Annotated in this window: 13 protein-coding genes; 2 read left to right on the plus strand and 11 right to left on the minus strand. The window is 43.2% G+C overall.

The genetic code is table 11. From position 1 onward, the window contains the following. Nucleotides 1-87 precede the first annotated feature (87 nt). On the plus strand, nt 88-1,488 hold the full coding sequence (sthA, locus tag OCU56_RS12405; protein ID WP_261873478.1) for a Si-specific NAD(P)(+) transhydrogenase: 1,401 nt from the start codon (nt 88-90) through the stop codon (nt 1,486-1,488). 4 nt (nt 1,489-1,492) lie between these two features. On the opposite strand, the gene dinF is transcribed toward sthA, so the two are convergent. From dinF to OCU56_RS12420, 3 genes are all read right to left on the minus strand, one after another. After that, nucleotides 1,493-2,860: an MATE family efflux transporter DinF gene (gene dinF, locus OCU56_RS12410; protein WP_261873479.1), complete on the minus strand. Its 1,368-nt coding sequence runs from the start codon at nt 2,858-2,860 to the stop codon at nt 1,493-1,495. Nucleotides 2,861-2,945: 85 nt separating this feature from the next. Beyond that, nucleotides 2,946-3,563: a transcriptional repressor LexA gene (gene lexA, locus OCU56_RS12415; RefSeq protein ID WP_261873480.1), complete on the minus strand. Its 618-nt coding sequence runs from the start codon at nt 3,561-3,563 to the stop codon at nt 2,946-2,948. 90 nt (nt 3,564-3,653) lie between these two features. After that, nucleotides 3,654-4,010, minus strand: a complete 357-nt coding sequence (locus OCU56_RS12420) for a diacylglycerol kinase (RefSeq protein ID WP_261873481.1) — start codon at nt 4,008-4,010, stop codon at nt 3,654-3,656. A 166-nt stretch (nt 4,011-4,176) separates the two neighbouring features. On the opposite strand from OCU56_RS12420, the gene plsB reads away from it, so the two are divergent. Continuing rightward, entirely contained in the window at nt 4,177-6,600 is a 2,424-nt protein-coding gene (gene plsB / locus OCU56_RS12425) for a glycerol-3-phosphate 1-O-acyltransferase PlsB (RefSeq protein WP_261873482.1), read from the plus strand. Between the two features lie 79 nt (nt 6,601-6,679). Here the strand turns inward: plsB and ubiA are convergent, their stop codons facing one another. From ubiA to ftsY, 8 genes are all read right to left on the minus strand, one after another. After that, complete coding sequence (gene ubiA / locus OCU56_RS12430; protein ID WP_261873483.1) at nt 6,680-7,531, minus strand: 4-hydroxybenzoate octaprenyltransferase; 852 nt, start codon at nt 7,529-7,531, stop codon at nt 6,680-6,682. Further along, nucleotides 7,531-8,073 carry a chorismate lyase gene (locus OCU56_RS12435; RefSeq protein WP_261873484.1) on the minus strand — a complete coding sequence of 181 codons (543 nt, stop codon included), beginning with the start codon at nt 8,071-8,073 and terminating at the stop codon, nt 7,531-7,533. Before OCU56_RS12435 ends, ubiA begins: the two co-directional genes overlap by 1 nt. 97 nt (nt 8,074-8,170) lie before the next feature. After that, nucleotides 8,171-9,007 (minus strand): rhomboid family intramembrane serine protease GlpG, encoded by an 837-nt coding sequence (gene glpG, locus OCU56_RS12440; RefSeq protein ID WP_261873485.1) that lies wholly within the window; start codon nt 9,005-9,007, stop codon nt 8,171-8,173. Then, on the minus strand, nt 9,004-9,327 hold the full coding sequence (gene glpE, locus OCU56_RS12445; RefSeq protein WP_261873486.1) for a thiosulfate sulfurtransferase GlpE: 324 nt from the start codon (nt 9,325-9,327) through the stop codon (nt 9,004-9,006). Before glpE ends, glpG begins: the two co-directional genes overlap by 4 nt. A gap of 365 nt (nt 9,328-9,692) precedes the next feature. Then, on the minus strand, nt 9,693-10,553 hold the full coding sequence (gene rpoH, locus OCU56_RS12450; RefSeq protein WP_261873487.1) for an RNA polymerase sigma factor RpoH: 861 nt from the start codon (nt 10,551-10,553) through the stop codon (nt 9,693-9,695). A gap of 164 nt (nt 10,554-10,717) precedes the next feature. After that, a complete protein-coding gene (gene ftsX / locus OCU56_RS12455) occupies nt 10,718-11,650 on the minus strand; it encodes a permease-like cell division protein FtsX (protein ID WP_261873488.1) in 933 nt (310 codons plus the stop codon). Then, complete coding sequence (gene ftsE, locus OCU56_RS12460) at nt 11,640-12,314, minus strand: cell division ATP-binding protein FtsE (RefSeq protein WP_261873489.1); 675 nt, start codon at nt 12,312-12,314, stop codon at nt 11,640-11,642. Before ftsE ends, ftsX begins: the two co-directional genes overlap by 11 nt. Nucleotides 12,315-12,336: 22 nt before the next feature. Next, complete coding sequence (gene ftsY, locus OCU56_RS12465; RefSeq protein ID WP_261873490.1) at nt 12,337-13,542, minus strand: signal recognition particle-docking protein FtsY; 1,206 nt, start codon at nt 13,540-13,542, stop codon at nt 12,337-12,339. Between the last annotated feature and the right edge of the window lie 82 nt (nt 13,543-13,624).

Raw genomic sequence — 13,624 nt, forward strand, 5'->3', positions numbered from 1 at the left:
TGTGAGACTGCCCACTTAGTCACGACTAATTAATTTACCCTCGGCAACAAAAGTATAAAATACCGTTAACAAAACAAGGAGGTTTCAGTGAGTTCTTCATCACATTTTGATGTCATCGTGATCGGCAGTGGCCCTGGAGGCGAAGGGGCAGCTATGGGGTTAACCAAAGCTGGCTTTAATGTTGCTATCATAGAAAAAGAAAAAAGTGTCGGAGGTGGATGCACGCACTGGGGTACGATTCCATCCAAAGCACTCAGACATGCTGTTAGCCGCTTTATTGAATTTAATAACAACCCGCTTTTCTGTAAAAATAACCGTAGTTTAGATGCCAGCTTTGATGACATTTTAAACCACGCAAAAATCGTTGTTGATAAACAGACCACCCTCAGACAAGGATTCTACGACCGAAACCATTGCACATTAATCTTTGGTGATGCTCAATTCTGTGATGGGAATACCGTGCATGTAACGGGCGAAGATGGTCGCATTGAGCAATATTCCGCAGATAGATTTGTCATTGCGACAGGCTCGCGTCCATACCATCCAGAGACTGTCGACTTTGCCCACCAGCGTATTTATGACAGTGATTCAATACTTTCCCTACGCCACCAGCCAAGGCATATCATTATTTATGGCGCGGGGGTTATTGGTTGTGAATATGCCTCTATTTTTCGCGGCTTAGGTGTAAAGACCGACCTGATAAACACTCGCGACCAATTACTTTCTTTTCTGGATAAAGAAATCTCTGATGCCCTGTCTTATCACTTTGGGAATAGCGGTATTGTCATTCGCAACGGTGAATCATTTGAAAAAGTAGAGGGTACCCAAGATGGCGTTATTGTACACCTAGAGTCTGGCAAGAAAATGCGCGCTGATTGCTTGCTTTATGCTAATGGTCGAACTGGCAATACCGATAAGCTCAACCTGTCGGTAACAGGGTTAGTCGCCGACTCTCGTGGTCAGCTGAAAATTAACAGTAACTACCAAACAGATGTAGAGCATATTTATGCGGTCGGGGATGTGATTGGTTACCCTAGCTTGGCAAGTGCTGCTTACGATCAGGGGCGATTTGTTGCCAAGGCCATTGCGGAGGGAGAAGCCACACAGCGACTGATTGAAGATATCCCCACAGGTATCTATACCATTCCAGAAATTAGCTCCGTTGGTAAAACAGAACAAGAACTCACGGCAGCAAAAGTACCTTATGAGGTTGGCAGAGCCTCCTTTAAACACCTTGCTCGAGCACAAATTTCAGGAAAGGATATTGGCAGTTTAAAGATCCTCTTTCATAGAGAGAGTAAACAAATATTAGGCATCCACTGCTTTGGCGAAAGGGCTGCGGAAATAATTCACATTGGACAGGCCATTATGGAGCAACCAGGCCCGGCCAATAGCATCGACTACTTCGTCAATACTACCTTTAACTATCCGACTATGGCGGAAGCGTATCGAGTTGCGGCTCTAAACGGCCTCAATCGCTTATTTTAACTTTCTAACTGTGGGCGGTATCTAAAAATCGCCCACTTTTCGATAACCTGATAAACACCCAGCCTAGAGTCCCCCCTCTCATTGCCATAAAACCCAACATGGCGATCCATAAACTGTGGTTTTGTAGGCTTGAAAAACTAAAGTAGAGGGCAAAAAATACTAGCGCAGCAAAAAACATACTGTTTCGCATCTCTTTACCACGTGTTGCGCCAATAAAGATACCGTCAAATAAATAACACCACATAGAAATAAGAGGCATAACGGCCAACCAAGGAAGATACTCGCCCGCGGTCACTCGGACACTTTCAATGTCACTAATTAGGCTTACTATCCAACGGCCTCCAGCACCAAACAACAGTGCAAAGCCACAACAAACAATTAAACCCCAGAAAAAGGAGCCTAATATGGAAAGAGAAAGTTCAGCTTTATCTTTTGCTCCAATGGCCTTACCCACCATAGCTTCGATTGCATAAGCAAAGCCATCCATCGCATAAGACACCATCAAAACTAAACTCATTAAGACTGCATTTGCCGCTACAACATCATCCCCAAAATTAGCGCCTTGGAATGTCATAAAAGCTAATACGGCCTGAAGGCACAATGAACGTAAGAAGATGTCTCTATTGAGGCGTACAAACCGTGACACTCCAGTTAATAACTTAGCGCCCCCTAACGACATCACTTGTTGCAAGCTAAGTCCTACTGAACTAGACCAAGCTTTATAGCAGAAATAGAGCCCCACAACAGTACCGCTATAATCGGCAATAACAGATGCATAAGCAGCCCCTGCTACGCCAAAGTGCCACACCACCACAAACAGTACATCTAATACAATGTTGGTAACGTTAGTCGCAATCACCATCCACATAGGCGCTTTTGCATTTTGGTTACCCAGCAACCAGCCAAGTAACACAAAGTTCACCATTGCTGCTGGAGCACTCCAAGCCCTTATGGCGAAATACTCTAAGGCATAAAACTGTACTTTAGCACTAGCCTCACTAAAGCTAAGAGCCAATGAAATGATGCTTCTATGTAAAATAAGGAAAATAATGGCAAAAGAGAGCGCCATTAAAATTCCTTGAATAAGAACTAGCGCCAACTTTCTCGGATCTGCGGCACCTTTTGCCTGAGCGGATAACCCTGTCGTAGACATTCTCAAGAAGCCAAACAACCAAAACACCATGCTGATCATTGTGCTGCCTAATGCAACCCCGCCTAAATACCAAGAGTGCTGTAAATGCCCCACCACTGCTGCATCGACTAAACCTAGTAGCGGTACCGTAATGTTGGATAGCACCATAGGTATCGCTAACACCAATATCCTTTTATGTAAACTTAGGTCCATTAGAGAGCGTAAAAGCTGGGATTGCATGATGATCCTTGAAATATTTAAAACAAAAAAAAGCAGCGCCTATGGGCGCTGCTTATAGTGAATCACAGTTTCTAGCAGATTGAAATTACATCCAAGTACTGTTACGAATAATACCGACCGCAATGCCTTCGATTGCCAGGTGCTGTTGTGTCAAATCTACCTTGATTGGAGACAACGCTTCATTTTCTGGGTGCAATAGTACAGTAGAGCCTTTGCGTTCCAGTCTTTTCACTGTTACGTCTTCGTCAACTCTCGCTACAACCACTTGCCCATCACGAACATCTTGGGTTTTGTGTACGGCTAGTAAGTCGCCATCCATAATACCGATATCTTTCATACTCTCTCCGTGTACACGAAGAAGAAAGTCCGCTTTAGGTTTGAACATTTGAGGATCAACCTGATAGTGAGACTCAATATGCTCTTGCGCTAAGATAGGCTCTCCGGCAGCAACATTACCGATAAGCGGCAAGCCACTATCATTGGCACTATCTTGAAGTAAAATACGAATACCCCTAGAAGCCCCAGGAATAATTTCAATGGCTTGTTTTTTAGCCAATGCTTTAAGATGCTCTTCGGCCGCATTAGCGGAACGAAAACCCAGCTCGCGGGCGATTTCCGCTCTTGTTGGTGGCATACCGGTATCTTCAATTTTCGATTTTATTAAATCAAATACCTGTTGCTGTCTTTGGGTTAAGGGTCTCATACGGCACCTGTTCTTTTATACAGTTAACTGTGAGTATATACAGCATGGTTAAATAATCAACCAATTAACCCTAATAACCTGAAATTTAAGTTAAAAGAACAGAGCTTCTACCCAGATGTACAAAACCAAAGCCAAAGCCACAAATACCGCAGCGGAACCGATATCTTTGGCGCGACCGGCTAATTCATGGATTTCAGAACCAATACGGTCCACTACAGCCTCTACCGCTGAATTGATTAACTCGGCAATAAGAACAATAAACAAAGACATGATCATCAGCATGCGTTGTGTTTGACTCACGTCCAAAATACATGCGATAGGAATAAGCATCACGGCTAATAATAACTCCTGACGAAATGCAGCTTCATGTTTGAAAGCTGCTTTAAGTCCCTGAATAGAGTATCCCGTTGCTTTAACGATGCGTTTGAATCCTGTATTACCTTTCATTAATCACCTATTCTGTTTATCTTGCTGTCTTTTGCATTTATATGACCTAACATTAGAACAATTATGTTAAAAGGTTCGACCAGTTCTGCTATTCTTGCGACGCTGATTTTACAACCTAGTCTTGAAGAGTCTTGGACGCCAAATATAAATTGGGACAATCAATAATATGTCTTCTGGTCATACACTGACACAATCTGTCTTGCGCTTTCCATTAAAAGCGCTGGTTAAGGGGAACGTAGTACCCCCTTCCCCTATAAGAGATCTCAACATAGATATAGAAAAACCTATCGTCTATGTGCTGCCATTCGAATCCAACGTCGATCTTCTTTCTGTACGTCGTCGTGCCATTCAACTTGGCTTACCCGATCCACTGCAGCCTCTAGAGTTGAATGGAAACAGCTTCCGACGCTATGTATTTACCTCTAATGGTAAATGCGATATCGACCAAGATACCTCCGACTCACTAGGATCTCAAAGCCTGTTTCTGCAACTATTAAAATTGCATAGAGAAGAATCCTCTCTCGATGTACAACTGATTCCTACCACAGTCATGTGGGGGCGCAAACCCGGTAAAGAGGGTCATGATAAGCCCTACTTAGAAAACCTACCTTCATGGAAGAAAGGGTTAGCGGTGTTATTTGCTGGACGTGACTGTATGATCCGTTTTAGCCCGCTGGTTTCCATGCGTTATATGGCAGACTCTCATGGTTCAGATGAAGCCATAGCTCAAAAGCTTGCTCGCGTTGCCCGCATACACTTCTCTCGACAAAAACTCGCCGCTTCCGGTCCTAGTTTACCAAGGAGAGATGTCTTATTTAAGCGCTTAATCAAATCCGAAGCGATTAACAAAGCCATTGCCAATGAAGCGGCAGAAAAAAACATAAGCCTCGAAAAAGCGGAGCAACATGCGCTTAAAATCATGGATGAGATTGCTGCTAAGTTTTCTTATTCGTTGATTAAGCAAGGTAACTTCGTGCTGAGTTGGTTGTGGAACCGTCTCTATCAAGGCATTAATGTCAATAACGCCTCAGCGGTGCGTAAACTAGCACAAGATGGGCATGAAATTGTCTATGTGCCTTGTCATCGTAGCCATATGGATTACCTACTGCTCTCCTATATTCTCTATCACGAAGGAATGGTACCGCCACATATTGCTGCTGGAGTTAACCTTAACTTCTTTCCTGCTGGCCCTATCTTTAGAAGAGGTGGTGCTTTCTTTATTCGTCGTAGCTTCAAAGGTAACAAGCTCTATTCCACCATTTTTAGAGAATACTTAGCAGAGCTATTCGTCAAGGGCTACTCCGTTGAATACTTCAGTGAAGGCGGGCGCTCTCGTACAGGCCGCCTACTTCAGGCTAAAACCGGTATGTTAGCCATGACGGTACAAGCGATGCTAAGAGGGCTAAATCGTCCCGTTACTTTAGTACCCGTTTATATTGGTTACGAACATGTCATGGAAGTCAGTACTTACGCTAAAGAGCTTCGTGGTAAGCGTAAAGAGAAAGAGAACGCCGGTCAGGTACTGCGTACCATTAGAAAGTTACGCAACTTTGGCCAAGGTTATGTGAATTTTGGTGAGCCCATACACCTCAATCAATACTTAAATGAAAGTGTTCCTGAATGGCGTGACAGTATCGGTTTAGCCGACGCTGGCAAACCCGCTTGGATGACGCCTACCGTTAATGCGATTGCACAAAAAATGATGACGCATATTAACGATGCGGCGGCGGCAAACGCCCTCACCTTAACTGCAACGGCACTGCTTGCATCAAGGCAAAGAGCGCTGACCAAAGAGAGTTTGGTGAAACAAATCGATTGTTACCTAAGTATACTGCGTAACGTGCCATACACTCATTTTTCAACCACGCCAGAAAGCACGGCAGAAGAGTTAGTCGCGCATGCGATCTCTTTAGATAAGTTTGTCGTGGATTCAGATAGCATGGGAGATATTGTCTCTTTAGATCGTCAGCAATCGGTGTTGATGACCTACTATCGTAACAACATCATACACATGCTTGCGTTACCGTCATTAATCGCCCAACTTATTATCCAAGTTCCTGATTGCACGCTCAGCAGATTAAAAAGCACTATTGCAGTTTTATACCCTTTCCTACAGAAAGAGTTGTTCCTTTCTTATGATGATGCGCAATTAGAGCAAAAAGTAGAGCAGATCATTGAAGAGTTTTTACAACAAAAACTGATCGAAATGGATAATGATTTGGTTAATCTTAATCAATCCAACATCCATACCCTGCAATTGCTATCGCGCACCATTTCAGAAACACTGCAACGCTACTGTATTGCGCTGAACCTTTTGGCCTCTCAGCCAGAACTCGCACCAACGGATTTAGAAGTGCGATGCCAAGATATTGCGCAGCGTTTAGGACGCTTGCATGGTATTAATGCCCCCGAGTTTTTTGATAAAGGTGTTTTTGCTGCATTGTTTAATACCTTAAAAGAACAGAGTTACATCAATACCGATGGCAAATGTGATACTGAACGAACTGAAATATTAGCCAACGATTTGCTTGAGATCCTCTCCCCTGAGGTAAAACTAACGATAAAACAAGGTATAGCTCAAGCAGTATAAAAACGATGATGCACATCATCGTCAGTCAATAACATTAGAAATAAAAAATCCCGGAATCTATTCGATATCCGGGATTTTTTTATAAATAAGTAATAAATAAACCTAAGGTAATCGCTATACCTACATAGTTATTATTGAGAAAAGCTTGAAAACATTGTGGTCTATCTCGAGTTTTTATCAGCCATTGCTGATACACAAACAAGCTAGCAGCCACTAATATCCCCCAGTAGAAAGCTCCACCAAGCCCTGCTATCACCCCTGTAATCAACAGCAATATAATGGTGATAGCTTGTAGTAGCCCCACCATTAACTTGTCAAAACGGCCAAATAAAATCGCCGTTGATTTGATACCAATTTTCAGATCATCATCTCGGTCAACCATCGCATATTGAGTGTCATAGGCAATAGTCCACAATAAATTAATAATGAACAGTAACCATGCCAATGGCGCGATATGACCGGACTCTGCTGCCCAAGCCATGGGGATAGCCCAGCTGAAAGCCATCCCCAACACTAACTGAGGTAAGTGAGTAAAACGCTTCATAAATGGATAGAGAGCGGCTAATGCCACCCCAACAAAAGACAACTGAATGGTCAGCGTATTCATGGTCATAACCAATGAAAATGAAATTAGGCTTAGTACCCCAAACAAAAGTAGCGCCTCCTTTGCTGAAACTAAGCCACTAGGGATAGGACGAAACTGAGTGCGCTCTACATGCCCATCAAAATCACGGTCAGCAAAATCATTAATCACGCAACCGGCAGAGCGCATCAAAAACACCCCCAAGCAAAACACGATTAACACGGGCCATTGAGGTCGCCCTTCCGAAGCCATAACTAATGCCCATAACGTAGGCCACAATAGCAATAGACTCCCTATCGGCCGATCCATTCTCATCAACAGATAGTAGGCTCTCATTTTAGAGACCATTAATTATATTCCTCCTTTGAATATACTGGCGACTGGGGTAAAAATAACTCCGCCACTAACATCGGTGTCTCATTCATCCACAACCGTGAGCGTCTTGCGAGTAATACCTGCCCATCCACTGTTATCGCACCAACTTGCAATGCATCGCGATAAGCGCCTTGTGAACTAAATACCGTGATTCCCAGAGGCAACTCTCCTTGATTCTCAAAATCATGAGCATGAGACTGCAACGAACTTTCAGGAATTAAGGTGCGACCATAAACCCAATCTAAGCGGTCTCCACGTAAAATAACCTCTCTAAGAAGGCAGGCTTCTCGGCTCAGTATCTGTGCCTCTGTATCAGAAAGTCGATCTGGTTGAACCTTGCTACTGGTGAACAGTTCAACACTCAATTCAGAGCAAGATAGGGAAAGGCGTTGAGAAAGGGACTCTTTCTCTAATAGCCAATGTTTGGCGTTTGTATCGGGGAAATGAAAATCACTTGGGCTTTGCCAATTCATGTCCTGCAAAGCCTGTTGAAATATCCTAATCGGGCTTGTCATACTAACTTCGTAACTCTTTGCCAACCAATGGCGTATTCATCAAATATTGGGCTAATTGTACCAATCACAGTAACAATAAGGTAACGGTGACCACTCATTACGAATGTTTAGCACGATTAATACTATCTAACCAACCCAACAAACAGCCTGCTATTAAGCCAACCAAGTGCGCGGCGTTAGCAATTGCCATAAAGGGCTGAACAAAACCAAGCACTAACCAGACCAGCATAAAGCCGAGCACAGGCCTAGGTATATCTAAGCCTAGCTGTGGGGAACGTATTGATACTATCCAAATGTAACCCACCAAGGCATACACTACCCCACTTAGCCCACCAAAGTTTTCGCCCTCGATCCAATATTGAGCACAGCCTGATAATAAAGCGGAAAATAAAAATATTTTAGTAAGACGAGCTCGACCTAATCTCTGCTCTATGTCTCCCCCCAACTGCCACCACCAAAGAAGGTTGAAGGTGATATGGAGGACAGAAAAGTGCAGTAAAGCATGCGAGAAGTAACGCCACACTTGCCATTGCTGATCGGCCATAGCCGGAAAGTGCAGTAAAGAAAAGACTTGAGCCTGCATCCCCAATACACGCAAAGCATAAATCACCATACAAATCAGCATCACTACCAATGTCATGGGTCCTGCTTTGGCTTTTATCATTTGCAGAAAACTCGGCGTGGAGTAACGAAATGTTTGTGTGCGGGTTTCCGCCATATCCCAAGACGCCGCTTGGTATTTTTTATGATTGGGATCTTTTAGAAACAGCTCTAGTTGCTGTTGAACGTAAGAAAGCTGTTCATCATCATGCAACCACAATACAAACTGCCCTTCTCCTTCTGGCATCTGAGAAAGGGTGACCTTTTGCGCTGCCATGTAATCAATAAATGCTTGGGCTATTCGTGGGTTGTTCAACTGTATCAGACGAATCATTCATGTACCTCTATTGGTAATTGCTGGCGTTGCCAAGCTTCGAAGCCCCCATCAACGCTATAGACCTGTTCAAAACCTTGATTTATCAAATATTGAGCGGCACCAACACTGCTTATTCCGTGATAACACATAACTAAAACAGGCTCGTCAAATTCTGCCAAATTCATAAACTCAACAATGCTTTCATTGGTCAAGTGAAACGCATCAACAGGATGCGCTAAAGTGAACGCTTGTATATCTCGAATATCCACTAATTTAGCCTGTTGTGCACTTTGCATCTGATGTGCTTCTTTGACGCTGATTCGTTGTACTTCTTCCATTTTTTTCTTGTCCTTAAAAATATCCTATCCAAAGCCTGTGAAAAAAATTATCCTCCGCCTTTGGATAACAGTGATCAAATAGCCATCAGTTGTGGGTAACCCTGTGGATTACGTTGATAAAGTGCTTTTGCCAATTATGATCCACTATATCTAGTATTGATCCTTAATAATGTGTTGATTTCAAATTATCTATCCCCACCGGTGATATGGATGATAACCCTTGCTTTTATTGAGTTAAAGACATGCTACTGAAATTTATCCCACAGAGTTATCCACAGAAAAACACTCGACTAAACAGCAGTAAATGGATCCTAATAAAAAAGGCCAAGATCTCTCGATCTTGGCCTTTGTCATTCTTTATAAACTTATAAGTCGCCGACAGCTAATTTAAGCTTCTTCATCGCATTCTTTTCTAATTGGCGAATGCGCTCGGCAGAAACACTGTAAGTGTTCGCTAAATCTTGCAAGGTAACCTTTTGGTCATCTAACCAACGTGCACGTACAATATGCTGGCTACGCTCATCCAATGTCGCCAGAGCATTTGCTAGACGTACGTTAGTATGGTTTTTCCAGTTATCCGCTTCCACGTTGTCAGCGATATCAGAATCTTGATCTTCAAGATAGAGCGCCGGAGCAACAGGGTTAAAGTTGGCACTGTCATCATCGTCAGCAGAAAATTCAAATGTCGCATCTTGCGCGGCTAAACGAGATTCCATCTCGCGAACTTCGGAAGGTGAAACACCCAGTTCGCTGGCTACGGTTTCTACTTCACCGTTATTAAACCAACCTAAACGCTTTTTGTTTTTCCGTAGGTTGAAGAATAATTTACGCTGAGCTTTCGTGGTCGCTATTTTAACAATACGCCAGTTACGTAGTACATATTCATGGATCTCGGCTTTAATCCAATGCACAGCAAATGAAACCAATCGAACACCTACCTCAGGGTTAAATCGTTTCACTGCTTTCATTAATCCGATATTACCTTCCTGAACCAAGTCAGCTAAAGGAAGACCGTAACCGGAGTAACCACGAGCAACATGAACAACAAAACGTAAATGGGACAAGATCAGCTCTTTCGCTGCATCGATCTCACCTTTGTAATGTAAACGCTCGGCCAGTTCTCTTTCTCTTTCTGCGGTTAACATAGGGTAACCGTTTGCAGATCTAATATAGCTATCTAAGCTATCTTGAGATACCAACGCCATTGAAAACGCTTTATTCGCCATTCAATTCCTCACTCATCGAACTTTACTACTTAACGCTATTAAATTAGAGAATCCTAAAAGAATAACGGATTGAACATTATGCACAGAAATCAAGCTAGGGCAAGCCTAACCCTTCGAGTTGCGACATACATCGACTCTCTTCTCTATACTCTGACCATTAAACTCTACACTGGTTCAATTTCAGATAAATGACGGCGTGCGGAAGCTTGAGCGGCAAATAGTCCTAAAAAGCCACCCGTAAACAAAAGGATAACTGATTCATCGACGCCTAAAGGGCTCAGAATAAAGCTGCTATCATAAAGCACAGCAACCGATTGAACGGTACTGCCTAAAAATAATGACAAAGCTAAAGTAATAAACCAAGCCAGTAGCGCACCTAATAAGCCAAACCACATTCCTGTATATAAATACGGGCGCAGAATAAAACTATTGGTCGCACCTAAAAACTTCATTACCTGGATTTCATCTTTACGCGCCAATACATTAAAGCGCATGGTATTGCCGATGATTAAGACCACAGCCACCAGCATCATACAGGCCAAGGCTATCGCTAAAGAACTGCTTAATTCTTGTACCGCATCAAAGCGTTTGAGCCAATCTCGATCCACACGCACATCAGTGAATACATCGATAGAATTCGCTAACGCCAACACTTGCTGTTGAGCAACATTCGATGTCTGAGCTGGGTGTATTACCAATAACGCCGGCAAAGCATAGTTATCCAATAAGCTAATAGCGTCATTGAAGCCTGAATGAGCACTCAAGTCTTGTAAGCCTTGTTGAGACGAGATGTATTCCACACTGGATACAGATGCATCACTTTCAAGCTGATCTTTGATGAGCATAATTCTCGCTTCTGGAGTACCTTCAGCTAAGTAAGCACTCACTGCTGCAGGTTGGTTTACTTGATCTGCCGCCGTTACTATATTCTTTGCCACCACATATAAGCTGGCGGGTAATGCTAAAACAATGGCAATCACCGCCAAAGTAAATAGATTACCAAGGGGGCGAGCCGCTATATCTTGTAATGAGCCTTTAGCTACTAAGTAGTGTGAACGGAAATACCCAACCTTCTGTACGGAACCCTTATTGGCCATAACCTGCCGCCTCACTTAAAAAACCTTGGTTCAATTCAAAACGACGATACTGTTTTCTGATTTCCATCATACCCACATCATGGGTCGCAATGAGAATAGACACACCAGCGCGATTGAACTCTTCAAACAATCTAAAAATACGATTAGACAGTTCGGGATCTAAATTCCCTGTAGGCTCATCCGCTAATAGTAATGTAGGTCGATTCACTACAGCGCGAGCAATACCGACTCGCTGTTGCTCACCACCTGACAGTTGAGTAGGAAGGCAGCGCGCCTTTTCTAATAAACCAGTCTTATCTAAAGCGGCGTTCACCCTACGTTTAATTTCATTTTCAGCGATAGATTCTATGCGCATAGGTAAAGCCACATTATCGTAGATGGTTCTATCCATTAATAAGCGGTGATCCTGAAAAACAATCCCGATATTACGCCTTAATAAAGGAATTTCTTTATCGCCAATACGGGTGATGTCATGGCCATTAAATGCAATTTTGCCATCTGTTGGACGCTCCATGGCACAGATAAGCTTTAATAGCGTACTTTTACCGGCTCCTGAATGACCACCTAAGAACGCAAGCTCGCCTTTTCTTAAATGAAAATCGACCTTTTGCAACGCCTGATGGCCACCACGATAAGCTTTACTAACTTGTTGAAAATGAATCACAAACTCATCCTTGCTCTAAGGGTTAATCTTCTTTGCTAAATAATGCGTCGATAAAATCCTGCGTTTCAAATGGGCGCAAGTCATCAATGCCTTCACCCACACCGATAAAACGAATAGGGATATTAAATTTATCAGCAATAGCAAAGATGACGCCCCCTTTGGCAGTACCATCTAGCTTCGTCAAAGTGATGCCTGTTACCGGAGCCACATCGCTAAATAATTTCGCTTGGCTCATCGCATTTTGACCTGTACCTGCATCCAACGTCAGCATGATTTCATGTGGGGCGCTGTCATCGATTTTCTTCATCACACGTACAATCTTACGCAACTCTTCCATAAGATTGCTCTTGTTTTGTAAACGGCCTGCAGTATCTGCAATCACCACATCGTATCCACGAGCTTTAGCCGCTTCGATAGCATCATAAATCACCGATGCGCTATCCGCACCAGTGTGCTGAGCAATAACAGGAACGTCATTACGCTGACCCCATACTTGCAATTGCTCAACAGCCGCCGCTCGGAAAGTATCTCCTGCCGCCAACATGACTTTTTTACCTTGAGATTGGAATTGTTTGGCCAATTTACCAATCGTTGTAGTTTTACCCACACCATTAACACCGACCATTAAAATGACATAAGGTGTTTTTTGTTCGTCAACTTGAAGTGGTTGCTCTACCTTAGCCAAGATGTCAGCCAGTTCTTGTTTTAGTAAGTCATATAAAGCCTCACCATCCTTCAGCTGCTGCTTAGATGCTTTTTCGGTTAGGTTATCAATGATTTTCATCGTTGTTTCCATACCCACATCAGCAATAAGAAGTTGCTCTTCTAACTCTTCAAATAAATCGTCATCAATTTGCTTACCCTTAAACAAACCAAAGAAGCCAGCACCAATATTGGCTTTAGTGCGAGCAAGGCTACGCTTTAAGCGCACAAAGAAACTCTCTGTTGGTTTCTCTTGTACTTCAGGTTGAATCGCCTCTACAGCAACGGGCTCTTGCTCAATATCAGCTGGCGCTTCTACTTCCGCTATAGGCTGCTCGGCTTGCTCAAGTACCTCTTGCTCTTGCGCTAGTTCTTCAGCATTGTCTACTGGTTGTTCTACAGCTTCAGCATTCAGTTCCTGCTGATCACTTGCTTCTGTTTCTTTCGACTCTGGTTGTGCTTGTGCTTGTTCTTCTTCGCCAAAACCAAGCCAAGACAATAAGCCACGTTTTTTCTTATCCGTCATCGGAGACTTTCCCAATTACTCAATGATTCGTGCGTATGTACAATGCCTGACAGCACTGTACGTTCAATTAGCTATGATTAAT

The organism is Vibrio rarus, from assembly GCF_024347075.1.
In the GTDB taxonomy this organism is placed as follows: Bacteria; Pseudomonadota; Gammaproteobacteria; order Enterobacterales; family Vibrionaceae; genus Vibrio; species Vibrio rarus.

Bases quoted from the DNA above. Each gene is read 5' to 3' on its own strand.
- dinF (WP_261873479.1), bottom strand. From the start codon at position 2,860: ATGCAATCCCAGCTTTTACGCTCTCTAATGGACCTAAGTTTACATAAA.
- lexA (WP_261873480.1), bottom strand. From the start codon at position 3,563: ATGAGACCCTTAACCCAAAGACAGCAACAGGTATTTGATTTAATAAAA.
- OCU56_RS12420 (WP_261873481.1), bottom strand. From the start codon at position 4,010: ATGAAAGGTAATACAGGATTCAAACGCATCGTTAAAGCAACGGGATAC.
- plsB (WP_261873482.1), top strand. From the start codon at position 4,177: ATGTCTTCTGGTCATACACTGACACAATCTGTCTTGCGCTTTCCATTA.
- ubiA (WP_261873483.1), bottom strand. From the start codon at position 7,531: ATGGTCTCTAAAATGAGAGCCTACTATCTGTTGATGAGAATGGATCGG.
- OCU56_RS12435 (WP_261873484.1), bottom strand. From the start codon at position 8,073: ATGACAAGCCCGATTAGGATATTTCAACAGGCTTTGCAGGACATGAAT.
- glpG (WP_261873485.1), bottom strand. From the start codon at position 9,007: ATGATTCGTCTGATACAGTTGAACAACCCACGAATAGCCCAAGCATTT.
- glpE (WP_261873486.1), bottom strand. From the start codon at position 9,327: ATGGAAGAAGTACAACGAATCAGCGTCAAAGAAGCACATCAGATGCAA.
- rpoH (WP_261873487.1), bottom strand. From the start codon at position 10,553: ATGGCGAATAAAGCGTTTTCAATGGCGTTGGTATCTCAAGATAGCTTA.
- ftsX (WP_261873488.1), bottom strand. From the start codon at position 11,650: ATGGCCAATAAGGGTTCCGTACAGAAGGTTGGGTATTTCCGTTCACAC.
- ftsY (WP_261873490.1), bottom strand. From the start codon at position 13,542: ATGACGGATAAGAAAAAACGTGGCTTATTGTCTTGGCTTGGTTTTGGC.